The 23,414-nt window shown below is 66.5% G+C and carries 23 protein-coding genes and 1 pseudogene; 14 read left to right on the forward strand and 10 right to left on the reverse strand.

Going from position 1 to position 23,414, the window contains the following annotated elements; genetic code table 11:
* The 11 genes and pseudogenes from VNW74_RS02630 to nuoN form a co-directional block, all read left to right on the forward strand.
* Window positions 1-695 (forward strand): annotated as a pseudogene (locus VNW74_RS02630) (NADH dehydrogenase subunit D); the annotation flags it as partial.
* Window positions 692-1,471 carry an NADH-quinone oxidoreductase subunit NuoE gene (gene nuoE / locus VNW74_RS02635; RefSeq protein ID WP_325675056.1) on the forward strand — a complete coding sequence of 260 codons (780 nt, stop codon included), beginning with the start codon at window positions 692-694 and terminating at the stop codon, window positions 1,469-1,471. The pseudogene VNW74_RS02630 and the gene nuoE, both read left to right, overlap by 4 nt.
* On the forward strand, window positions 1,471-2,793 hold the full coding sequence (gene nuoF, locus VNW74_RS02640; protein ID WP_325675057.1) for an NADH-quinone oxidoreductase subunit NuoF: 1,323 nt from the start codon (window positions 1,471-1,473) through the stop codon (window positions 2,791-2,793). The genes nuoE and nuoF overlap by 1 nt, the downstream gene beginning before the upstream one ends.
* The gene (locus VNW74_RS02645) at window positions 2,790-5,258 is read left to right on the forward strand and encodes an NADH-quinone oxidoreductase subunit G (RefSeq protein ID WP_325675058.1); all 2,469 of its coding nucleotides are present in this window, start codon (window positions 2,790-2,792) and stop codon (window positions 5,256-5,258) included. Before nuoF ends, VNW74_RS02645 begins: the two co-directional genes overlap by 4 nt.
* 13 nt (window positions 5,259-5,271) lie before the next feature.
* Window positions 5,272-6,519 carry an NADH-quinone oxidoreductase subunit NuoH gene (gene nuoH, locus VNW74_RS02650; RefSeq protein WP_325675059.1) on the forward strand — a complete coding sequence of 416 codons (1,248 nt, stop codon included), beginning with the start codon at window positions 5,272-5,274 and terminating at the stop codon, window positions 6,517-6,519.
* The gene (nuoI, locus tag VNW74_RS02655) at window positions 6,512-7,057 is read left to right on the forward strand and encodes an NADH-quinone oxidoreductase subunit NuoI (protein ID WP_325675060.1); all 546 of its coding nucleotides are present in this window, start codon (window positions 6,512-6,514) and stop codon (window positions 7,055-7,057) included. The genes nuoH and nuoI overlap by 8 nt, the downstream gene beginning before the upstream one ends.
* Window positions 7,054-7,839 (forward strand): NADH-quinone oxidoreductase subunit J, encoded by a 786-nt coding sequence (locus tag VNW74_RS02660; protein ID WP_325675061.1) that lies wholly within the window; start codon window positions 7,054-7,056, stop codon window positions 7,837-7,839. The genes nuoI and VNW74_RS02660 overlap by 4 nt, the downstream gene beginning before the upstream one ends.
* Entirely contained in the window at window positions 7,836-8,135 is a 300-nt protein-coding gene (nuoK, locus tag VNW74_RS02665; protein ID WP_325675062.1) for an NADH-quinone oxidoreductase subunit NuoK, read from the forward strand. Before VNW74_RS02660 ends, nuoK begins: the two co-directional genes overlap by 4 nt.
* 4 nt (window positions 8,136-8,139) lie before the next feature.
* Entirely contained in the window at window positions 8,140-10,023 is a 1,884-nt protein-coding gene (gene nuoL, locus VNW74_RS02670; protein WP_325675063.1) for an NADH-quinone oxidoreductase subunit L, read from the forward strand.
* A 49-nt stretch (window positions 10,024-10,072) separates the two neighbouring features.
* On the forward strand, window positions 10,073-11,650 hold the full coding sequence (locus VNW74_RS02675; protein WP_325675064.1) for an NADH-quinone oxidoreductase subunit M: 1,578 nt from the start codon (window positions 10,073-10,075) through the stop codon (window positions 11,648-11,650).
* Entirely contained in the window at window positions 11,647-13,269 is a 1,623-nt protein-coding gene (gene nuoN, locus VNW74_RS02680; protein ID WP_325675065.1) for an NADH-quinone oxidoreductase subunit NuoN, read from the forward strand. The genes VNW74_RS02675 and nuoN overlap by 4 nt, the downstream gene beginning before the upstream one ends.
* A 105-nt stretch (window positions 13,270-13,374) precedes the next feature.
* Here the strand turns inward: nuoN and VNW74_RS02685 are convergent, their stop codons facing one another.
* The 8 genes from VNW74_RS02685 to VNW74_RS02720 form a co-directional block, all read right to left on the reverse strand.
* Window positions 13,375-13,632 (reverse strand): three-helix bundle dimerization domain-containing protein, encoded by a 258-nt coding sequence (locus tag VNW74_RS02685; RefSeq protein ID WP_325675066.1) that lies wholly within the window; start codon window positions 13,630-13,632, stop codon window positions 13,375-13,377.
* Window positions 13,633-13,840: 208 nt separating this feature from the next.
* The gene (locus tag VNW74_RS02690; protein WP_325675067.1) at window positions 13,841-14,311 is read right to left on the reverse strand and encodes a hypothetical protein; all 471 of its coding nucleotides are present in this window, start codon (window positions 14,309-14,311) and stop codon (window positions 13,841-13,843) included.
* Window positions 14,308-15,564 (reverse strand): DUF58 domain-containing protein, encoded by a 1,257-nt coding sequence (locus VNW74_RS02695; RefSeq protein ID WP_325675068.1) that lies wholly within the window; start codon window positions 15,562-15,564, stop codon window positions 14,308-14,310. Before VNW74_RS02695 ends, VNW74_RS02690 begins: the two co-directional genes overlap by 4 nt.
* Window positions 15,565-15,577: 13 nt before the next feature.
* On the reverse strand, window positions 15,578-16,546 hold the full coding sequence (locus VNW74_RS02700; RefSeq protein ID WP_325675069.1) for a MoxR family ATPase: 969 nt from the start codon (window positions 16,544-16,546) through the stop codon (window positions 15,578-15,580).
* Complete coding sequence (locus tag VNW74_RS02705; protein WP_325675070.1) at window positions 16,543-17,025, reverse strand: hypothetical protein; 483 nt, start codon at window positions 17,023-17,025, stop codon at window positions 16,543-16,545. Before VNW74_RS02705 ends, VNW74_RS02700 begins: the two co-directional genes overlap by 4 nt.
* A complete protein-coding gene (locus VNW74_RS02710) occupies window positions 17,022-17,960 on the reverse strand; it encodes a DUF4129 domain-containing protein (protein WP_325675071.1) in 939 nt (312 codons plus the stop codon). The genes VNW74_RS02705 and VNW74_RS02710 overlap by 4 nt, the downstream gene beginning before the upstream one ends.
* Window positions 17,961-18,055: 95 nt before the next feature.
* A complete protein-coding gene (locus VNW74_RS02715) occupies window positions 18,056-18,514 on the reverse strand; it encodes an SRPBCC family protein (protein WP_325675072.1) in 459 nt (152 codons plus the stop codon).
* Between the two features lie 144 nt (window positions 18,515-18,658).
* Complete coding sequence (locus tag VNW74_RS02720; RefSeq protein ID WP_414686583.1) at window positions 18,659-19,354, reverse strand: pyridoxamine 5'-phosphate oxidase family protein; 696 nt, start codon at window positions 19,352-19,354, stop codon at window positions 18,659-18,661.
* Window positions 19,355-19,392: 38 nt separating this feature from the next.
* Here VNW74_RS02720 and VNW74_RS02725 point away from each other — a divergent pair, with 38 nt between their 5' ends.
* Genes VNW74_RS02725 through VNW74_RS02735 form a run of 3 tightly spaced genes read left to right on the forward strand, consistent with a single transcriptional unit; the run spans window position 19,393 to window position 21,876 of the window.
* Window positions 19,393-20,724, forward strand: a complete 1,332-nt coding sequence (locus VNW74_RS02725; protein WP_325675073.1) for an aminotransferase class I/II-fold pyridoxal phosphate-dependent enzyme — start codon at window positions 19,393-19,395, stop codon at window positions 20,722-20,724.
* A gap of 35 nt (window positions 20,725-20,759) precedes the next feature.
* A complete protein-coding gene (locus VNW74_RS02730; protein WP_325675074.1) occupies window positions 20,760-21,266 on the forward strand; it encodes a polyketide cyclase in 507 nt (168 codons plus the stop codon).
* A 4-nt stretch (window positions 21,267-21,270) separates the two neighbouring features.
* Window positions 21,271-21,876: a class I SAM-dependent methyltransferase gene (locus VNW74_RS02735; RefSeq protein ID WP_325675075.1), complete on the forward strand. Its 606-nt coding sequence runs from the start codon at window positions 21,271-21,273 to the stop codon at window positions 21,874-21,876.
* Here VNW74_RS02735 and VNW74_RS02740 read toward each other — a convergent pair.
* Window positions 21,873-22,760 carry an SDR family oxidoreductase gene (locus VNW74_RS02740; protein ID WP_325675076.1) on the reverse strand — a complete coding sequence of 296 codons (888 nt, stop codon included), beginning with the start codon at window positions 22,758-22,760 and terminating at the stop codon, window positions 21,873-21,875. The genes VNW74_RS02735 and VNW74_RS02740 overlap by 4 nt on opposite strands.
* Complete coding sequence (locus VNW74_RS02745; RefSeq protein ID WP_325675077.1) at window positions 22,757-23,377, reverse strand: TetR/AcrR family transcriptional regulator; 621 nt, start codon at window positions 23,375-23,377, stop codon at window positions 22,757-22,759. Before VNW74_RS02745 ends, VNW74_RS02740 begins: the two co-directional genes overlap by 4 nt.
* Window positions 23,378-23,414: the final 37 nt, after the last annotated feature.

The raw sequence follows: 23,414 nt of genomic DNA on the forward strand, positions 1-23,414 counted from the left end.
CGAAGCTGAAGGTCTCGTTGCGCGACATGGGAGACCTGCTCAATGAGAGCGCTATCTGGAAAGCGCGCACCAAGGACGTCGGCTACCTGGACCTGACCGGTTGCATGGCCCTGGGAGTGACCGGGCCGTGCCTGCGATCCACCGGGTTGCCGTACGACCTGCGCCGCACCGAACCCTACTGCGGATACGAGAACTACGAGTTCGACGTGATCACGGACGACGGTTGTGATGCCTACGGCCGCTACATCATTCGCGTCAAGGAGATGTCGGAGTCCGTGAAGATCGTCGAACAGTGCCTGGACAAGTTGCGGCCCGGCCCGACCATGGTGGAAGACCGCAAGATCGCGTGGCCGGCCGATCTGAAAGTCGGCCCGGACGGGCTGGGTAACTCGCCGGAGCACATCGCCAAGATCATGAGCGGCTCGATGGAGTCGTTGATCCACCACTTCAAGCTGGTCACGGAGGGCATCCGGGTACCGGCCGGGCAGGTCTACGTCGCCGTCGAGTCGCCGCGCGGCGAGCTGGGTGTGCACATGGTCAGCGACGGCGGCACCCGACCGTACCGGGTGCACTACCGGGATCCGTCGTTCACCAACCTGCAGGCTGTCGCCGCGATGTGCGAGGGCGGAATGGTCGCCGACGTGATCACGGCGGTCGCCAGCATCGATCCCGTCATGGGTGGGGTGGACCGATGACCGAAGCGCAGACCCCCGGCGCGCCAGGCAGCGGCGAGCGGGTATTCATCCGTCTTGGCCCGCCGCCCGAAGAGCCGGGCCAATTCGTTGTCGAGGGCGCGCCGGAGTCCTATCCGCCCGAGGTACAGGCCCGGTTGGAGGTCGACGCCAAGGAGATCATCGGCCGCTACCCCAACCCGCGGTCGGCGCTGCTGCCGCTGCTGCACCTGGTGCAGTCCGAGGACGGCTACGTGACACCTGCCGGTCTGGAATTCTGCGCCGAACAGCTCGAGCTGACCGGCGCCGAGGTCGCGGCGGTGGCGAGTTTCTACACCATGTACCGACGTGGCCCGACCGGTGACTACTTCGTCGGCGTGTGCACCAACACGCTCTGTGCGGTGATGGGCGGCGACGCGATCTTCGACTCGCTCAAAGAGCACCTCGGCATTGGCAACGACGAAACGACCGAAGACGGGTCGGTCACGCTGCAACACATCGAGTGCAATGCGGCGTGCGACTTCGCGCCGGTGGTGATGGTCAATTGGGAGTTCTACGACAACCAGACCGTCGAGTCGGCGCGAACGCTGGTCGACAGTCTGCGATCCGGTAATCCTGCCGCGCCAACCCGCGGCCTCGCTCCGCTGTGCAAGTTCAAGGAGACCGAACGGATTCTGGCCGGCTTCCCCGATCCACGGGCCGACGACGGCCAAGGCGGTGCGGGCGCGGCGACCCTGGCCGGCCTCGAGGTCGCCAAGGAGCACAACATGACTGCGCCGCCTTCAGGGGAAGGTCAGTAATGGGGTCACCAACGCCGCTGGCTCCGGTGCTGAGCCGCTTCTGGGACGACCCCAAGTCGTGGACCCTCGACACCTACCGTCGCAACGACGGCTACCAGGCCCTGGAAAAAGCCTTGAAGATGCCGCCGGACGACGTGATCACCGCGATTAAGGATTCCGGGCTGCGCGGCCGTGGCGGGGCGGGTTTCTCGACGGGGACCAAGTGGTCGTTCATCCCGCAGGGCGACAGCGGTCCGGCTACCAAGCCGCACTACCTCGTCGTCAACGCCGACGAGTCGGAACCCGGTACGTGCAAAGACATTCCGCTGATGCTGGCCACTCCGCACTTCCTGGTCGAAGGTGTGATCATCGCGTCCTATGCGATCCGGGCCAGCCACGCCTTCATCTACGTCCGCGGTGAGGTGCTGCCGGTGCTGCGGCGCCTGCAGAACGCCGTCGCCGAGGCCTACGCCGCGGGCTTCCTGGGCCGCGACATCGCGGGCTCCGGCTACGACCTCGAGCTGGTGGTGCACGCCGGCGCCGGCGCCTACATCTGCGGCGAGGAGACCGCGCTGCTCGACTCGTTGGAAGGCCGCCGCGGCCAGCCGCGCCTGCGCCCGCCGTTCCCCGCGGTGGCCGGGCTTTACGGCTGTCCGACCGTGATCAACAATGTCGAGACCATCGCGAGCGTTCCGCCGATCATCCTCAACGGCGTCGACTGGTTCCGGTCGATGGGCAGCGAGAAATCGCCTGGCTTCACGCTGTATTCGCTGTCCGGGCACGTGACGCGACCGGGCCAATATGAGGCACCGCTGGGCATCACGTTGCGGGAGTTACTCGACTACGCCGGCGGTGTGCGGGCCGGGCATCAGCTGAAGTTCTGGACGCCCGGTGGGTCATCCACTCCGCTCCTCACCGATGAGCACCTCGACGTGCCACTGGATTACGAAGGCGTCGGAGCGGCCGGCTCAATGCTCGGCACCAAGGCGTTGGAGATTTTCGACGAGACGACGTGTGTGGTGCGTGCCGTCGGGCGCTGGATCGATTTCTACAAGCACGAATCGTGCGGCAAATGCACGCCGTGCCGCGAGGGCACGTTCTGGCTCAGCCAGATCTACCAGCGGCTGGAAACCGGTCACGGCACCCCTGAGGATCTGGACAAGCTGCTCGACATCTCCGACGCCATTCTGGGTAAGTCGTTCTGCGCGTTGGGCGATGGTGCGGCAAGCCCGGTCGAGTCGTCGATCAGATTCTTCCGCGACGAATACGTCGCGCATGTCGAGGGCGGCGGCTGTCCGTTCGACCCCAAGCTGTCCATGCTCGCCCCGAACGGAGCCTCATGACTCAGACGGCCGACACCGGAAAGAAGGTCACCCAGCCCGAGCTGGTGAACCTGACCATCGACGGCACCGAAATCAGCGTTCCCAAAGGCACTTTGGTTATTCGGGCCGCCGAGTTGATCGGCGTGCAGATCCCCCGGTTCTGCGACCACCCGCTGCTGGATCCCGTCGGTGCCTGCCGCCAGTGCCTGGTCGAGATCGAGGGCCAGCGCAAACCGATGGCGTCGTGCACCATTCCCGTCACCGACGACATGGTGGTGCGCACGCAGTACAGCTCCGAAGCGGCCGACAAGGCCCAGCACGGGGTGATGGAGCTGCTGCTGATCAACCACCCGCTGGACTGCCCAATGTGCGACAAGGGCGGTGAGTGCCCGCTGCAGAACCAAGCGATGTCCAACGGCCGCCCCGACTCCCGGTTCCACGACGTCAAACGCACGTTCACCAAACCGATCAACATCTCCTCGCAGGTGCTGCTGGACCGCGAGCGCTGCATCTTGTGCGCGCGGTGCACCCGGTTCTCCGACCAGATCGCCGGTGACCCGTTCATCGAGATGCTGGAGCGCGGCGCACTGCAGCAGGTCGGCATTTACGCCAATGAGCCGTTCGAGTCGTACTTCTCCGGCAATACCGTGCAGATCTGCCCGGTCGGCGCACTGACCGGGACCGCCTACCGGTTCCGGGCCCGCCCATTCGATCTGGTCTCCAGCCCGAGTGTGTGTGAGCACTGCGCATCGGGCTGCGCGCAGCGCACCGACCACCGCCGCGGCAAGGTGCTGCGCCGACTGGCCGGCGACGAGCCCGAGGTCAACGAGGAATGGAACTGCGACAAGGGCAGGTGGGCGTTCACCTACGCCACGCAGGGTGACCGGATCACCACTCCCTTGGTCCGCGACGCCGATGGCGCGCTTGTGCCCGCTTCATGGCCGCACGCGGTGGCCGCCGCGGTCGAGGGACTCAGCTCGGCGGCCGGCGGAACGGGCGTGCTGCCCGGCGGTCGGCTGACCGTCGAAGACGCTTACGCCTACTCCAAGTTCGCACGAATCGTGTTGGGCACCAACGATATCGACTTCCGCGCTCGCCCGCATTCCAGCGAAGAGACGCAGTTCCTGGCGGCGCGGGTCGCCGGCACGTCGATCACGACCAGCTACTCCGATCTGGAGTCGGCGCCAGTGGTACTGCTCGCCGGCTTCGAGCCGGAAGAAGAGTCGCCGATCGTGTACTTGCGGCTGCGCAAAGCCGCCCGCAAACGCGGACTGCCGGTGCATGCCGTTGCCCCATTCGCCAGCAACGGGTTGAAGAAGTTGCACGGCACGCTGATCCAGACCGCCCCCGGTGCGGAAGCTGCCGCGCTGAAGGGCCTGGCCGCCGGTGAACTCGGTGAATTGCTATCTCAGCCCGGCGCGATCATCCTCGTCGGCGAACGGCTGGCCAGTGTGCCCGGTGGATTGTCCGCCGCGGCCCGGCTCGCCGACGCCACCGGCGCGAAACTGGCGTGGATACCGCGCCGCGCCGGCGAACGCGGCGCGCTCGAAGCCGGCGCGCTGCCGGGCTTGCTGCCCGGCGGCCGGCCGCTGAACGACGAGGCCGCCCGCGCACAAGTATCGCAGGCCTGGCACGTGTCTGAGTTGCCCGCGTCAGAAGGACGTGACACCGACGGGATCCTGGCCGCGGCCGCTGACGGCACCCTGGGCGCGCTGCTGGTCGGCGGCATCGAGCCGGACGACTTCGCCGATCCCGACGCGGTGCTGGCCGCTCTGGACGCTGCGGGCTTCGTGGTGAGCCTGGAGCTGCGGCACAGCGCGGTGACCGAACGCGCCGACGTGGTCTTCCCGATCGCGCCGGCGGCCGAGAAGTCCGGGACCTACGTCAACTGGGAGGGCCGAGGGCGCAGCTTCTCGGGCGCGCTGCCCCCCGCCGCGACGCCGGACCTGCGCGTACTCGACACCCTGGCCGACGAGGTGGGCATCGACCTCGGTTTTCCCACGGTCGAGGCCGCGCTCGCCGAACTCACTGCGATGGGCACCTGGGACGGCGCTCCCGCTGCCGCGCCGACCGTCGCGGCCGCCACCGCACCCAAGCCGGGTGCCGGTGAAGCCGTGTTGGCCGGGTGGCGGATGCTGCTCGACGACGGGCGGCTACAAGACGGCGAACCGCACCTGGCCGGCACCGCGCGCACACCGGTGGTCCGACTGTCGGCCGGTACGGCGGACGCGATTGGCGCCGCTGACGGTGACCAGGTCGCCGTCAGCACTGACCGTGGGGCGATCACGCTGCCGCTGACCATCACCGAGATGCCCGACCACGTGGTTTGGCTACCGCTCAACTCACCGGGGTCAGCGGTGCACCGGACGTTGGGCGTCACGCCGGGTGCTGTGGTGCGGATCCGCGCCGGCGACGATGCAGTGGGGGCACCCCCAGCCGCGCAGCGGCGAGGGGGACCAAGCCATGCTGAGGAGCCGCGCTCATGATCGGAGTGGGCTCATGACCGGTTTCGGGCACGATACCTGGTGGCTGATCCTGGCCAAAGCGCTTTTCGTCTTCGTCTTCCTGGTGCTGACGGTGCTGATAGCAATCCTTGCCGAACGCAAGATCCTGGGCCGGATGCAGCTGCGCTGGGGGCCCAACCGGGTCGGCCCGCGCGGCTACCTGCAAAGCCTGGCCGACGGCATCAAGCTGGCGCTCAAGGAGCCGATCATCCCGGTTGGCGTTGAAAAGCCGATTTTCATTCTCGCACCAGCCATTTCGACGATCCCCGCGATCACAGCCTTTGCGTTTATCCCGTTCGGACCGCAGGTTTCCGTGTTCGGCCACTGGACTCCGCTGCAGGTGACCGACTTGCCGGTGGCGGTGCTCTTCATCCTGGCGCTGTCGTCAATCGGGGTCTACGGCATCGTGCTGGCGGGGTGGTCGTCGGGCTCGACCTATCCGCTGCTCGGCGGGGTGCGTTCGACCGCGCAGGTGATTTCCTACGAGGTCGCGATGGGACTCTCGTTCGCCACCGTGTTCCTCTTCGCCGGAACGATGTCCACGTCGCAGATCGTGGCGGCCCAAGACCGGGTCTGGTACATCTTCCTGCTGCTGCCGTCGTTCGCGACGTACCTGGTGTCCATGGTCGGCGAGACCAACCGGGCGCCGTTCGACCTGCCTGAGGCCGAAGGTGAACTGGTCGCCGGCTTCCACACCGAGTACTCGTCGCTGAGCTTTGCGATGTTCTACCTGGCCGAGTACATCAACATGACCACGGTGTCGGCGCTGGCCGCCACGCTGTTCATGGGCGGATGGCACGCGCCCTGGCCACTGAACATGTGGGCCGGCGCCAACACCGGATGGTGGCCGCTGCTGTGGTTCACCGCCAAGGTGTGGCTGTTCCTCTTCATCTACATCTGGCTGCGCGGCACGCTGCCGCGACTGCGATACGACCAGTTCATGGCGCTGGGGTGGAAGATCCTCATCCCGGTGTCGCTGATCTGGGCGCTGATCGCCGCGGGCATCCGCACGCTACGCGACCAGGGTTACCCGCACTGGACATCGCTGCTGGTCGGCGCCAGCATCGTTGTCACCGTCGTGCTGCTCTATTTGCTGCAAAAACCGTTTAGCAACAGGCAAATCCGCAAGAATCGGCGCCGCAACGAGCCGGCGGAGGCACCGTCCTTCGAACCGGCATTTCCCACGCCGCCGCTGCCCGGCAAGCCGCTGGCGCCCGCGACCAAGGAGGCTGCTAATGGCTAAGTTCCTCAGTTCCCTCGCCGGGTTCGGTGTGACGTTCGGGTCGATGTTCAAGCGTCCCGTCACCGAGATGTATCCGGAAAATCCCGGCCCGGTGGCTCCGCGCTATCACGGCCGGCATCAGCTGAATCGCTACGAGGACGGCCTGGAGAAGTGCATCGGCTGCGAGCTGTGCGCATGGGCGTGCCCGGCCGACGCGATCTACGTCGAGGGCGCCGACAACACCGAGGAGCAGCGTTTCTCGCCCGGCGAACGCTACGGCCGGGTCTACCAGATCAACTATCTGCGCTGCATCGGATGCGGGCTGTGCGTCGAAGCCTGCCCGACCCGCTCATTGACGATGACCAACCACTACGAGATGGCCGACGACAATCGCGCCGGCCTGATCTACGAAAAGCACCAGCTACTGGCTCCGCTGCTGGAGGGCATGACCCCGACACCGCACCCCCGGGCCGAAGGGGCCACCGACGCCGACTACTACCGCGGCAACGTGACGTCAGAAGGCCTGCGCGACAAGCAAAGTTCGGACACCACCCAATGACCACCCTGCTGGCCACCGACCTGCTCACCCGGACCTCCACCGGTGAGGCGGTGACGTTCTACTTGCTGGGCGCACTGGCGTTAATTGGGGCGGTGGGTGTGGTGATGGCCGCCAACGCGGTCTACTCCGCGATGTTTCTGGCGATGACGATGATCATCCTGGCGGTGTTCTACATGATCGAGAACGCGCTGTTCCTCGGCGTGGTCCAGATCGTGGTCTACACCGGCGCGGTGATGATGCTGTTCCTGTTCGTGCTGATGCTGATCGGCGTGGATTCTGCGGAGTCCCTGGTGGAGACGCTGCGCGGTCAACGGGTGGCGGCGGTGATTATCGGTTTCGCATTCGGGATTCTGCTCATCGCCGGCATCGGCACCGTCACCACCGGCACCTACGCGACGCTGGAACAAGCCAACGCCGGCGGCAACGTCCAGGGTTTGGCGGTGCTGATCTTCTCCCGCTACCTGTGGGCGTTCGAGCTGACCAGCGCACTGCTGATCACCGCGGCCATGGGCGCGATGATTCTGGCACACCGGGAGCGCTTCGAGCACCGCAAGACCCAGCGGGAACTGTCGGTCGAACGGTTCCGCCCGGGCGGCCACCCCACTCCGCTACCCGGTCCAGGTGTCTTCGCCCGGCACAACGCGGTCGACACCGCAGCACTGTTGCCCGACGGCTCCTACTCCCGGTTGTCGGTGCCGCAGGTACTGGAGCCGCGAACCGTCGAAGGATTAGGAGTGCCCTCCGGCGGTGGTTCCAACGGTTCTCAGAACGGTGCGTCATGAATCCGGACAACTACCTCTATCTATCGGCGCTGCTGTTCACCATCGGAGCCGCCGGTGTGCTGTTGCGCCGCAACGCCATCGTGATGTTCATGTGCGTCGAGTTGATGCTCAACGCGGTCAACCTGGCGTTCGTCACCTTCGCCCGGATGCGTGGTCATCTCGACGGGCAGATGGTGGCGTTCTTCACCATGGTCGTCGCCGCCTGCGAAGTCGTCGTGGGCCTGGCCATCATCATGACGATTTTCCGTGCCCGCAGATCGGCCTCGGTCGACGAAGCCAACCTGCTCAAGGGCTGAAGCGATGACAAATTTCACCTGGCTGGTCGTGGCTCTTCCCGCGGCTGGCGCCGCGATACTGCTGCTCGGCGGCAGGCGCACCGACCGGTGGGGACACCTGCTTGGCTGCGCGACCGCGCTGGCAGCGTTCGGCGTCGGTCTGGAGCTGCTCGCCGACATGCTCGGCCGGCACGGCGACGCGCGCACCATCAGCCAGAACCTGTTCAGCTGGGTCCCGGTCGGCGGCCTGCAAGTCGACTTCGGTCTGCAAATCGACCAGTTGTCGATCTGCTTCGTGCTGCTGATCACCGGAGTCGGCTCGCTGATTCACATCTACTCGGTCGGCTACATGGCCGAAGACCCGGACCGCCGAAGGTTTTTCGCTTATCTCAACCTGTTCCTCGCGGCCATGCTGTTGCTGGTGGTCGCCGACAACTACCTGGTCCTCTACGCGGGTTGGGAAGGTGTGGGCCTGGCGTCCTACCTGCTGATCGGTTTCTGGTATCACAAGCCGACCGCGGCCACCGCGGCCAAGAAGGCATTCGTGATGAACCGGGTCGGGGACGCCGGGCTGGCGCTGGCGATCTTCGTGATCTTCGCCAACTTCGGCACGCTGTCCTACGCGCAAGTTTTCGGCCAAGCCCCCGGTGCCAGCCGCGCTGCACTGACGGCGATCGGGTTGCTGCTGCTGTCGGGCGCCTGCGCCAAATCCGCACAGGTTCCGCTGCAGGCGTGGCTCGGTGACGCGATGGAAGGCCCCACCCCGGTGTCCGCGCTGATCCACGCCGCCACCATGGTGACCGCCGGTGTGTATCTGATCGTGCGGTCCAACCCGCTGTACAACCTGGCGCCGGACGCCCGGCTTGGCGTGATCATCGTCGGCGCGGTGACCCTGCTGTTCGGGGCGATCATCGGCTGCGCCAAGGACGACATCAAACGCGCGCTGGCCGCGTCCACGATGAGTCAGATCGGTTACATGGTGCTGGCCGCGGGCCTCGGCCCGGCCGGCTACGTGTTCGCGATCATGCACCTACTCACCCACGGATTCTTCAAAGCCGGCCTGTTCCTTGGCTCCGGCGCGATCATTCACGCGATGGACGAGGAGCAGGACATGCGCCGCTACGGCGGGCTGCGTAAAGCGCTGCCGATCACCTTCGCGACCTTCGGGCTGGGCTACCTGGCGATCATCGGCATGTTTCCGTTCGCCGGCTACTTCTCCAAGGACGCCATCATCGAAGCCGCGCTGGGAGCGGGCGGAGTCCGCGGTTACCTGTTGGGCGGGGCTGCACTGCTGGGCGCCGGCATCACCGCGTTCTACATGACGCGGGTGATGCTGATGACGTTCTTCGGCGAAAAGCGTTGGGCCGCAGACGTGCATCCGCATGAGGCGCCCGCAACTATGGCCTGGCCGATGATCCTGCTGGCCGTCGGCTCGGTGATCTCCGGTGGCCTGCTGGCCATTGGCGGCACTTTGCGGCACTGGCTGGAACCGGTGGTGACCTTCGAAGAAAGCACGCATGTGTGGCCGACGTGGGCGTTCACCTTCGTCACCCTCGGCATCGTCGTGGTCGGGATCGGCGTGGCCGTGCTGCTCTACGGCCTGCGCAAGGTGCTCGACACCGCACCCGAGGACGTGTCGGTGCTGACCGTCGCCGCCCGCAGAGATCTCTACGGCGATGCCTTCAACGAAGAGGTGTTCATGCGACCCAGTCAGCAACTGACCCACGCGCTAGTCGAATTCGACGACCAAGGCGTCGACGGCTCGGTCAACGCGTTGGCGGCGCTGGTCAGCCGGACCTCGGATCGGCTGCGCGGATTCGAGACAGGGTTCGTCCGCAACTATGCGCTGTCGATGTTCGCGGGCGCGGCGTTGGTGGCCGCGGCAATCCTGGCGGTGCAACTGTGGTGACCGCGCCGGCGACGATGCGGGGCGAAGCGATGCTGAGGAGCGGCGCCGAATGACTACGTTCCCCTGGCTTTCCGTGCTGTGGCTGGTGCCATTGGCCGGTGCCCTGGCCGTCATCGCGGTCCCGCCCGGCGGGCGGCAAATCGCCAAATGGCTCGGCCTGGCCGTCTCGGTGGCCGTGCTGGTGGTGTCGATCCTGATCGGGGTCGAGTTCAAGGCCGGCGGCCCGACTTATCAGTTCGTCGAATCCCACCGCTGGATACCGGCATTCGGCGCCGGCTACACGCTCGGGGTCGACGGCATCGCGCTGGTGCTGGTGCTGCTGACCACCATCCTGATACCGCTGCTGCTGGTGGCCGGCTGGAACGACGGCGGCGAGCGCTCGCGCGGCACCCAGGCCTACGTCGCGCTGACGCTGACCATCGAGTCGATGGTGCTGATTTCGGTGATCTCGCTGGACGTGTTGCTGTTCTACGTGTTCTTCGAGGCGATGCTGATCCCGATGTATTTCCTCATCGGCGGCTTCGGTGGCGGCGTCCAGCGGTCGCGCGCGGCGGTGAAGTTCTTGTTGTACAACCTGTTCGGCGGCCTGATCATGCTGGCCGCCGTGATCGGGTTGTACGTGGTGACCGCTCAGCATGGTTCGGGGACATTCGACTTCCGTCATATCGTCGCCGCCGTCTCGTCCGGTTCGCTCGGCGCCTCTTCGGCAGTACTCAAAGCGCTGTTCCTCGGTTTCATGTTCGCCTTCGCGATCAAGGCTCCGCTATGGCCGTTCCATCGGTGGCTGCCCGACGCCGCGGTGGAATCGACGCCCGCGACGGCGGTGTTGATCACGGCGGTGATGGACAAGGTCGGCACATTCGGCATGCTGCGCTACTGCTTGCAGTTGTTCCCTGACGCCTCAACGTATTTCCGACCGCCGATCGTGGTGTTGGCGCTCATCGGAGTCATCTACGGCGCCATCGTGGCAATCGGCCAGACCGACATCATGCGGCTGATCGCTTACACGTCGATCTCGCACTTCGGCTTCATCATCCTCGGCATCTTCGTGATGACCACCCAAGGCCAGAGCGGGTCGACGCTGTACATGCTCAACCACGGCATATCCACCGCCGCGGTGTTCCTGATCGCCGGATTCCTGATCTCGCGGCGCGGCACCCGGTCGATCGCAGCGTACGGCGGTGTGCAGAAGGTGGCCCCGGTGCTGGCCGGGACGTTCCTGGTCGCAGGCCTGGCCACGGTGTCGCTGCCCGGGCTGGCGCCATTCGTCAGCGAATTCCTGGTGCTGATCGGCGCATACACCCGTTACTGGCTGGCGGCCGCGTTCGGGGTCACCGCGCTGGTGCTCTCGTCGATCTACATTTTGTGGCTGTACCAGCGGGTGATGACCGGCCCCGTCACCGAGGGCAACGAGCGGATCCGTGACCTGGTCCCGCGCGAAATCGTGGTCGTCGCGCCGCTCATGGCGCTGCTGCTGGTGCTCGGGGTGTACCCGAAGCCGGTGCTGGACATCATTAATCCTGCGGTGGGCAACACCATGGCCACCATCGGCCAACATGACCCCGCACCAATCGTGCGACCCGGCGTCGCGCACCTACCGGGGACGGCGGAAGGACCACGCCGATGACGTCTGTTCTGGCTGTTTCGATGCCGACGCCCAGCGTCGAATATGGGCTGCTGTCACCGATACTCATCGTCTTCGGTGTTGCCGTGGTCGGGGTGCTGGTGGAAGCGTTCCTGCCCCGACGAGTCCGCTACGGCGCCCAGGTGCTCATTGCGGTCGGCGGACTGATCGCCGCGTTCGTCGCGGTTGTCATCGTCGGCAGGCAGCTCCGACCACCCGGCCGCACCGCGGTGCTGCAGGCGCTGGCCATCGACGGCCCCACCCTGGTGTTGCAGGGCGCCATCCTGCTGGTGGCCGTGCTGGCGGTGATCTTCATCGCCGAACGGCGTGACGGTGCGGACGCCACCACCGGCCCGGGCGCAGCGACCGCCACGGCCCACAGTGCCACCACAGCCGTCGGGCTGGACTCCTTTACGCCGCAAGCCTCTGCAGTGCCCGACAGCGTGGCCGAGCAACAGGCGATCCGCGCCGGGGTGAGACAGACCGAGCTCTTCCCGCTGGCGATGCTGGCCGTGGGCGGCATGCTGGTCTTCCCGGCTGCCAACGACTTACTGACGATGTTCATCGCGCTGGAAGTCTTGTCGCTGCCGCTGTACCTGCTGTGTGGGCTGGCCCGTCACCGCCGCTTGATGTCTCAGGAAGCAGCGGTCAAATACTTTCTGCTAGGCGCATTCTCGTCGGCGTTCTTCCTCTACGGCGTCGCACTGCTGTACGGCGCGACGGGCACGCTGTCGTTGCCCGGCATCGCCGGTGCGCTGCTATTCAACCCCAACGACTCGACGGCGTTGATCGGCGTCGCGCTGTTAGCGGTCGGCCTGTTGTTCAAAGTCGGCGCGGCCCCGTTCCATTCGTGGATTCCCGACGTCTACCAGGGTGCGCCGACTCCGATCACCGGGTTCATGGCCGCCGCCACCAAGGTCGCGGCGTTCGGCGCGCTACTGCGCGTTTTCTACGTGGCGCTCCCGCCGCTGCATAACGAGTGGCGGCCTGTGCTGTGGGCGATCTCCATCCTGACCATGGCGGTCGGCACCATCACCGCGGTGAACCAAACCGATGTCAAACGGATGTTGGCGTACTCGTCGATCGCACACGTCGGCTTCATCCTCACCGGTGTCATCGCCGCCAACCCGGCGGGTCTCGCGTCGACGATGTTCTACCTGGTCGCCTACAGCTTCAGTACCGTGGGCGCGTTCGCGGTGGTCGGCCTGATCCGCAACCCTGACGGCGATGAAGACGCCACCATGTCCCATTGGGCCGGGTTGGGCCAACGCTATCCCGTTGTGGCCCTGCTATTTTCGATGTTCTTGCTGGCGTTCGCCGGTATTCCGTTGACCAGCGGGTTCGTCAGCAAGTTCGCGGTGTTCCAGGCGGCGGCCAAGGGCGGAGCGGTGCCGTTGGTGATCATCGGTGTGATCGCCAGTGGGGTGGCGGCCTACTTCTACGTACGGGTGATCGTGCTGATGTTCTTCACCGAGCCGCACGCCGATCAGGTGCAGGTCGTGATGCCCAGCTTCTGGAGTAAAGCGGCGATCGCGGTGTGCGCAGTGGTCACCGTCGGCCTGGGCGTGTTCCCGCAGCCGCTGCTCGATCTCGTCAACGAGGCCGCGCAGTTCGTGACATGACGCAGGCGCAGGTTCGCAACCGCCGATTGGATGCCCACAGCGGGCCGACCACCTCGGCGGCGGCGAAGAATCGTTGGCTCAAATCGCCATTTCAGGGCTGAGCCGCTAGGTCTTGGAGCCCGCCAAGACGAGATCGCCGAATGCAACCGCCGCCAAGTCCGGCCTCAGGACGCTCAGTTCCTCGAGGTCCTCGTCAGCGCGCCGCTCCACCAGCAAAGGAATGAAACCGCGAACTCGGCTGCTTTGGAACCGTGCGTAAGCATGCTGGACTACCGCGGTGACGTGATCGTGCGGAAGAGCCGTATATTTCTTGGCGAGGCGGCGCTCAACGTCACCAATTAACACCCGCTCTTCTTGAGGCATCCCGATATTGTTGCCGCCATCCTGACAGCCGTCAAGATGCGTGGCGTAAACGGACTGTTGTGTAAATCGTTGGAGAAAAACACTTTTGCAACAACGGCACCGGGAGTATAGTCCGCCTGGGCCCGCGCACCGGACCAGGTCGGTTTAGGCCTGATCAGTGTTTGCAGGTCGGGGCCCAACAGGGCGGCGCCAGCGCGACCTCCAGATCCTAGCTCCGCAGAAACGGCCGGGTGGCCAGCAAGTACACCGCAAACACGGCGAGCGGAGCCAGCAACGGCAACCAGGGCAGCTGCAGCGGAAATGCCGTGGCGACCAGGCCGGCAAACGCGAATCCCACGGCTCCGACCAACGTTGCTCCGCTGACGCCGGCTAGCCCGGCGCCGCTGCTGGCTGCGTGCCGCAACACCAGGTAGACGGCCGCCGACAATCCGGACACCACAGCCGGCGTCGCCGCAGGATTGGACAGCACGATCACAACTACGGTGAACAGCACCGCAAGCGTGGCGACCGGGCGAAACACGGTCCCGGCCACCACTGCGACCATCGCCGACGCGGCCGCAATGAGCGCCGGACCGTGCGATCCGATCCCCACGACCGCCACCATCAAGAAGCCGAAGGCCGCCGACAGGGGGGCCAAGATGGCCAAGATACCCGCCGCCTGCTGCCCGCCGAATCTCATGATCGGCGTCCCGTCACCGGCCGGCGGCGATCGGGCATCACACGCATCGATTGGTCCAGTGTGCGATCCGCCTGCCAGGCCACCACGTCGACACCGACCGTGCCCATGTCGCGGTACATCGCGGACCGCTGCAACGCCCACATCCTGTCCACCAGCGGGTCCTGCTGGGCTGCGAACGGGGCGCCCTGCAGAACATCGACAGCCAACACAACGTGGCCGCGTCTGCGCAAATCGATCAGCGAGAGCGCGAACTCGGTATCCAGCAGCGTGGAGAACGCGACGACGATCGCGCCCGGCGGAATAGCCGCACGTGGCGCCAACGTCCCAGTGGTGGTTTCGAATTCGTCACCGACGGCAAGCACAGTATCGAGCACCCGGTAAAACTGGCGCTGCCCGATTTCGGCGCCAAGCCAGCGCGGCCGGCGGCCGCCGAGCGCGACGATGCCGGCCCGGTCGCCGTTGCGCAGCGCGGTCTGCACCACCTGGGCGGCGCCGCGCACAGTCCGCTCGGTGGATTCCGTCGCCGGGCCGGCCGGCTGCGGATAGCCGTCGACGAGTACCACCACGTCGGCGGACCGGTCGGTCAACCGCTGCGTCACATGCAGGCGGCCGCGGCGGGCGCTGACCGGCCAGTTGACGGTGCGCAGCTGGTCACCGGGCACGTAGGTGCGAATGTCGGCGTACTCGACGCCGCGGCCGATGTGTCGGGTCAGGTGGGTGCCCAGACGATCGAGCAGCTCGGTCCGTGGCAGTGACGTCGCTTGCGGTGGCGTCACCGGAAACACCGTCACATCGGCTGCGTCGACGGTCCCCGTGCCAATCAACAGCCCGCCATGCGCGACGGCCTCGACCGTGGCCCGGATGGGATATCGGCCCCAACGTTGGGCTGTGGTGGCCACCGTCTGCCGCTGACGAGATGTCTGATCGATGACGTCGAGTCGCATCCCGTCGACCGCCGACACCGTGAGTCCCACTGCAACACCGAATGTTTCAGTCGTAGCCCAGACGGTCAGCTGCGCCTGCTCAGTTTCGAAGCATCGCTGCGAACCCGGTTCTGCGTGCACGTTGATCTTTGGCATCGGTCGCTGCCAGCCGATTGAACACAACACACCAAGCAGCGGCGCCGCGAAGGCGACCAACTGCCAGCACGATCCGATCAGGGCGACGGCCAGCGCCAGTGCGGTACAGGTCGCGAGTGCACGCGTCAATGCCGATGCACGCCAGTGCAATTGGACTTCGCGGATCTCGATCACATCGTTGCGTCGCTTACTGGGGACCGGCGCCGGTTCGCGGAACCGGCACTCGCCGCAGCAGATCTTCGACGACGTCGGAGCCTTGAATCTTTCGTACCCACATCTCCGGCCGCAGGGTGATCCGATGCGCCACCGCAGGTGTGGCGAGCGCCTTGATGTCTTCGGGGATCACGTAATCGCGGCCAAGTAGCAGGGCGCGGGCGCGGGCGAGTTGGACCAGATCGAGTTCTGCGCGGGGGCTGGCGCCCACCGCCACCTGGGGATGGTTTCGGCTCGCGGCGGCCAGCGAGACCACGTAGCGCAAGACGTCCTCGTGCACACTCACCTGTTCGACCGACTCGCGCATCGCCAGCAGATCATGCGCGTCGACAACCTGATTGACTATCGGCTCGCCGGAGCCGCGATCCAGGCGACGCCGCAGCATCGAGGCCTCGTCGCGCTCGGAGAGGTAGCGAAGTTCGAGCCGTATCGCGAACCGGTCCAGCTGCGCCTCCGGTAAAGGGTAGGTGCCTTCGTATTCGATCGGGTTGTCGGTGGCTAGAACGATGAACGGTTGCGGCAGCCCGTGCGTTTCGCCGTCGATGCTCACCTGGCGCTCGGCCATCGCCTCCAGTAAAGCCGCCTGGGTCTTGGGCGGTGTCCGGTTGATTTCGTCGGCGAGCAGCAGGTTGGTGAAGATCGGCCCCGCACGAAACTCGAAACGGCCCGACTGCATGTCGTAAACCGTCGAACCGAGCAGGTCCGCCGGCAACAGGTCGGGAGTGAACTGCACGCGGGTGAAATCCAGTCCGAGCGCCGCGGCAAAGGATCGAGCGATCAGCGTCTTGCCGAGGCCGGGCAGGTCTTCGATGAGAACGTGCCCGCTGGCCAGCACGGTGGTGAGGATGAGGGTGAGCGCGGCTCGCTTCCCCACCACGACGCGCTCTATCTCATCGAGCACCGCTGCAGCGCGGGCCGTGGTCGTCGCCGCCGGCGTCGTCATACCTGCTCCAATCGTTCCAGGATTTCCGCGAGCGTGGCTCGACCCGGCCCGGGTTCGCGCGCACCGGTCGGCGCGACGTTGTTGGGATTCACCCACGCCCACAGTTGCGGGCCGAAAAGCATCCGCCCGGTGGCGTCAAACGCTGCCGGGTCTTTGGCCTGGTTTAGCCCGGTCGTGATGGCGAAGCGCCGGGCCAGCATCGGACGCAGGTGTCGGTCCCAGTCGGTTCGGGTGGATTCCGACCGGTGGATCAGCGTCTCCGTCCGCGATAGCCAACTACGCAGCGACTCCTCGAGCGGGTTCGGGGCCGCGGCGGGCGACGAGTCAACGCCGTGGCCCAGGACCTGGCGCACATTGACCAATGCAAACAGCGCCGCGGCACCGGCCGCCCACAGCACGAATCGACGATCGTGCAGCGCGAGCGCGGCCAGCTCCGCGCTCAGGATGACGGAAATGCCAAGGGCCAGAAGTCTTTTCATACCGTGCTCCGCAATTCAGCGAGAACCAGCTGCAGCACGCCTTCGGCGCTTTCGCGATGCGCCTCGCTCATCACATGCGGACTGAACCGAGCCTCTTCGAACAAGTTCACCAGCTCGACGGCGGTAGCGACATGCAACGCGTGGTTTTCGACGGCTCGGGCCAGCACTTCTGTGGGGGTGTCGAAGTCCTGCGGGACGGCTTCGGGGACATAGGCCAGTTGGCGCTCCATCGCCGCATAGCAAGCGATGATGGCCGCCCGCGGTTCGCGGGTGCGGTCTCCGATTTCGGCCAATCCGACTTCGGCTGCCCGCGCCAGCGACTCGGAGGTCGTCGTGGGCGCCAGCGGTGCGACCGGTTCGGGGGCAACGATCGGCGCCACCCCGACGCGCCGGCGGCGGGCGGCGACAACCGCGCCCGCGACGATCAGCACCAGCAGCGCCACCGCGCTCGCGATCAGGTAGCGCACCACGTCGCCCTCACCACCCACCTCGCGCGGATCGGCCGGTGGTCGTGGGGCGGTATTGGCGGGCGTGGGAGCGGTTGATGCCGGTCCGGTCGAGGCCTGACCGGGGGTACGCAGCGCGACGAACCGAGACAGCAGCCACACCGCCAGCAGCCACACGACCAGCACTCCGGCCCCGATCAGCAACACTCGCCAACTCGTTCGGCCCCGGCCGCCGGAAAGCCTGTCCGGCAGGCCACCGGCGCTGGGCGCGGTCTTACGCGGATCGCGGAGCCGGACGATGACGGCAACGGCCAAAATAACCATCGACACGCTGAGCATGGCGATCAGGTAGACCAGCGACGACCCATCGTCCGGTGGCCTTTTCCGCACCGCACGCTCGACGCCCGGAAGATATCCGCGCAACGACGCGGCGATAACCATCAGCAGCACGATCACGGCGACCACACGGCCTGTCGCCTTATCAAACATTGGCACACCACTCGACCGGTTGCCTGCCGCTGTTGCGGCATTCCGTTTGCTCATCCTGGCACGTAGCCCACCCGCGTTGCCAGCGATCACCGCAGCTAGTTGTGCTCCGCGATCTCGGCGAGCCGGTCGAGGGATGCCCGAAGCCGGTCCGGCGTCGTACGGCGGGCGCGGGGCAGCCGATTCTCATCGGTCAATCCCGACCAGTCGTAGGTGTGGGTAACCCGGGTGCGGGTTGCGGCCAGGGGTTCGAGCTCCCAGCGCCACAGATGTCCCGGCGGTCGTCGACCCGGTTCCGACGGGAGCCAGGCGATGCGACGACCCTCCTCGAACTCCACGATGTGATTCTCCCGGATACTGCCCATGGTGAGGGTCATGGTGAAGACCGCTCCGAGGGTGCGGACACGTTGTCCGGGCAGGGCTTCGGCGAGGTTGTCATTGCCGTCCCAGAGTGGCTGTTGGGATGGATCGGCGATGAGCTCGAAGATCCGATTGGGGCTGGCCGCGATCTCGCGGCTCGCGCTCACCACTCGAGGGACGTCGGTGTCGTCGGCCATGACCTATCGAAGCATTGGGACGAGAGAAAACGGAAACCGTTTTGATGGCGTGGGGGTTGTGGCAGTGATTGGGGAGGACCAGCCACCTCCCCAATCACCGCGTCGCCGGCATTGCCACAAACACGAACCAGATGCGGGCAGGGTTCAAAGCCGGCGGTACGGCGTGAGGTAAGGCGGCAACGGCACGGCAGGGTCCAGGTCGTCGGCGGGCACGGGTGTGCCCGCTGTCAGGGTCAGCGGCACGACCCCGGCCCAGTGCGGCAACGCCATGTCCTCCTCGTCGTCGACCGGTCCGCCGTCACGCACCTTGGCGGAGACCTCGACGAGATCGAGCGCAAGCACGGCTGTGGCCGCGAGTTCGCGGGTGTTGGGAGGTCTGCTATCAGCGGACCGGCCGGTCGCGATGTGATCGAGCAGGGCCGCCAGCGCGCGCAGTTTCTCGCCGCGGTCTTGCACCAGGCGCGCGCTGCCGACCACCACGACCGACCGGTATTTCAGTGAATGATGCAACGCGGCGCGGGCCAGCACCAGGCCGTCCACCAGGGTGACCGTGACGCAGACCGGCAGCCCCTCCGCGGCCGCCGCGGAGGCGAGCATCGGGCCGCTGCCGGTGGATCCGTGCAGGTACAAGATCTCGCCCAGCCGCACGTGGGTCGTCGGTAACACCACCGGTCGACCGGCATTCAGGTAGCCGACGTGACAGATCAGGGCCTCGTCGAGGATGCCATGGACCGTCCCGCGGTCGTAGTGGGCGCGCTCCCGATACCGGGTCGGCACAGTCCGTGACGTGGGCGGATAGTCCTGGCCCACGGCCTGCGGTGAGTTCGCTGGCGAGGTCACCGTTGCCTCCAGTTTTGTACTAGTGCATACTTTTCTACGTGCCAGAACAATACACGATCCAAGGTACGGGTGCGGAGGCGATCGCGAGCAATGTCGAGGAGGCCATTTCTGCGGGCGCCCTGGCGCCCGGCGCCGAGTTACCCCCGATCAGGGAGCTGGCCGGGCAACTTGGCGTCAACGCCAACACGGTTGCCGCCGCCTATCGCCTGCTGCGCGAACGCGGTGCCGTCGAGACCGCGGGTCGACGCGGCACCCGGGTGCGGGACCGGCCGGCGACCACGCCGCGCTCGCTGCGCGGGCTCGCCGTCCCGCACGGCGTGCGAGACCTTTCCACCGGCAACCCGGATCCGACGCTGCTGCCCATCGCCGCCGCACAACTTCCGCACGGCGGCTCGCGGCGAGGAGCCCCGCTGCTGTACGGGGAACCCGCCATCTCCCCCGACCTGGCCGAGCACGCCCTGGTGTCGCTGACCGACGACGGCGTTTCGGCGGAACACCTCACGGTGACCGCCGGGGCTCTCGACGGCATCGAACGCGTCCTCACTGCCCACCTGCGGCCCGGCGACCGAGTGGCGGTCGAGGATCCGGGGTGGGCAAATCTGCTGGATCTGCTTGCCGCGCTGGGTCTTTCGGTCGATCCGGTGCGGGTCGACGACGACGGGCCGCTGGCCGCCGATGTGGCACGGGCGCTGCGCCGCGGCGTGCGGGCCGTCGTGGTGACCACGCGCGCCCAGAATCCCACCGGCGCCGCCGTTTCGGCTGCACGCGCGAGCGAGCTGCGTGCGCTGCTGGCCGACCATAGCGAGGCGCTGCTCATCGAAGACGACCATTGCGCTGGGATCGCCGGCGCACCACTGCACGCCTTGGCCGGGACGACGCGGCATTGGGCGTTCGTGCGGTCGGCAGCCAAGGCATACGGCCCCGACCTGAGGCTGGCACTCCTCGCCGGCGACCACCGCACCGTTGAGCGAGTGCATGGGCGGCTGCGCCTGGGACCGGGTTGGATCAGTTACCTGCTGCAGGACCTCGCCGTCGGCTTGTGGAGTGACACGGCAGCAACACATCTGGTGCACAAGGCCGAAGCCGCCTACACCCGCAACCGCACCCTGCTGCACACGGCGCTGGCCGACCGGGGTGTGACGTCGCACGGCAGATCCGGTCTCAACGTCTGGATTCCGGTGCCCGACGAAACCGTGGCGATCACCCGGCTGCTGGGCGCGGGCTGGGCGGCGGCACCGGGAACACGGTTCAGGATCAGCACACCGCCGGGACTGCGGATCACCGTCTCCACCCTCGCTGCCACCGAAATCGACCCACTCGCCGACGCAGTCACCGAGGCGATCCACGCCGTCGGTCGGGCCAGCGTGTGAGATCATCGCCGTCTTAACCGGTAACGTGAAGCCCAATGATCGGCGATCGCTGGAACGTAACGGACGACGAAGTCGCCCGGCACTATCCATGCGATGACCTCGTGCACGCGCCGACTCTGCAGGCGTGGCGCGGAATCACCGTGCACACCACGCCGGAGGCGCTATGGCCGTGGGTTGGTCAGATCAGGCTGGCACCATATTCGTACGACTGGATCGACAACCTCGGCCGTCGGTCACCGGAGCAACTGATGGGTCTGCCCGATCCCGTTGTCGGCGAGGCATTCAGTACTGCGGCAACCCGTCGCTTCGGGCGCATTCTCGCCGTCGAGCCACCCAAGCACCTCACCGGTGAAATCATGGGCGCACAGATCTCGTATGTCCTTGTGCCGGAAGGTAAGTCGACTCGGCTGCTGATGAAGCTCGTCACGGCCATGGGCCGCTGGTTGGCGCCCGGGCTGTCCGTCGGCGACCTCATCATGGCTCGCCGGCAACTGCTCAACCTCAAGCACCTAGCCGAACGATCTCAGGTGGTGGAACACTAACCCTGTGCCGCCGTATCGAGATGTCGCCGCGTTCAACGACCGTGCCGCCGGATACGACCAGGGCTGGCGGGGGAGACTGCACCACGAGATCGCCAACCGCACTGCCAGTCTCGCCGTGGCCACCGTCGCCGCTCCCGACCGGGTGCTCGACCTGGGCTGCGGAACGGGCTATCTGCTGCGGACATTGGCAAGCTGCTATCCCGATGCCGAACAACTTGTCGGTATCGACGCTGCTCCCGAGATGGTGAGGACGGCCGGCGCCACCGCCGGAGATGACCGGTTGGCGTTCGCCGTCGGCGTCGCCGAACACATCGGCTACCCCGACGAGATGTTCGACCTGGTCGTCAGCACAACGTCGTTTGATCACTGGTCGGATCAGCAAGCGGGACTGAACGAATGCGCCCGAGTGTTGCGCCGCGGTGGTCAGTTGGTGCTCGTCGACCAGTTCTCACGGTGGCTGGCGCCGACGCTGCTCACCAGCCGCCGTGGCAAAGCCCGGACCAGGCGCCGCGCCACCCGGTTGCTCTTGCGTGCCGGATTCAGCTCGCCGCGCTGGCATCGGCTACACGCGGTGATCATCAACGCGGTGACCGCGACGAAACCGGCTTAGGACTGGAACGACCGGAAGCTGCCGTCGAGCACCTGCAGATGACCGATCGTGCGTCCCGTCACGACCTCCGGATCCACCAGCGCCAACTCGACAGCGGCCCGCGCGAATTCCTGCGCACTCGCCACCTCATCGAATTCACGGGTGTAGTACGAAAGTCCCGGCGTCAGTATCGGTTTGGATGGCGACAAGGCATTCACCGCGATGCTATGGCCCTGAAGATCGTATGCCGCACACCATGTCAAGTGTTCCAGTGCGGCTTTGGATCCGCCGTAGCCGGGCAGCACGCCGCCGCTGCGGTCGAGGTAGGGTCCGTCACCCGGTAGCCGGGACGCGGCTGAGGTGACGTTGATGATCGTGCCGCTCTTCGCGGCGATCATGTCGGGGCAGATCAGCTGGATCAGCTCATAGGCCGCGAACACCGCGATCTCGAAGTGCCGCCGGTACGCGCCCAGCGGCGCTCCGAGCAGCCCCGGCCAGCCGGGTTTGGCGGCGCCCGGCGGCGCTTGGGTCGATTTACCGTGGGCTTTGGAATCGGGGCCATCGGGGTTGCCAGGTTTCGGCGGGCGTCCGGGCGCGGTGAACGCTGCGTTGTTGACCAGAATCGTGATAGGGCCCAACGCATCTCGGGCCTGATCGACAAGCATGGCTATGTCGTCGCGGTCGAGCAGATCGGCCCGGATTGCGACCGCGCGGCCGCCGGCCGACTCGATGTCGGCGACGGTCTCACCGATGGTCCCGGGCAGTCGCTCGTCCCAGACATTTTCGGTGCGCCCGATCACCGCGACCGCCGCGCCTTCAGACGCCAGCGCCACAGCGATCGCCCGGCCCAATCCGCGGCTGGCGCCGGTGACGATCGCGGCCCGGCCGTCCAGTCGCCCGGTCACCGGCCCGACCCTACATCTCGAGTGACGCCGTGAACGAGGATGGCCGTGGTCTGCTCAACCCAGGCATCGTCGAGTTGTTCGTCCGGACGCAGCAGCAGCCGCAACAACGTCGCTCCGCCAATCAACTCGATCAGCCGGTCCGGGTCGACATCGCGATGCACCTCACCGCGCTCGACGCCTTCACTCAGCCGCGCCCGCACGGCGGTGAACAGATCCACGAAACGCGACATCACCCGGGCGTTGAGCTCGGAGTCGGCGCTCATGTCGGCGACCAGCCCGGGCAACGCGGCGCGCACCACCGGGGTGGTGAACACGTCGCGCGCGGCGGCGATCATCGCCCGCACGTCAGCAGCCATGTCGCCGGCCGGAGCCACCAGCGCCGTGGGCGCCACCGGAAAAGCGGCCTCGTGCACCAGTTCGGCCTTGCTCGACCACCGGCGGTACAGCGCGGTCTTCGTGGTTCCGGCGCGTTCGGCCACCGCGGCCAAAGTGAGATTCGAATACCCGATTTGGACAAGCAGATCCGCCGTCGCCGTCAATATGGCAGCGTCGATACGCGGATCACGGGGCCGTCCGGCACCCGGGGCCTTGTCAACCGAGGGTGGGTCTGCTTTCATAACGCTACCTACCGTATCGTAATTGCCGCGAAGAAGT

The organism is Mycobacterium sp., assembly GCF_035570115.1.
Classification (GTDB): Bacteria; Actinomycetota; Actinomycetes; order Mycobacteriales; family Mycobacteriaceae; genus Mycobacterium.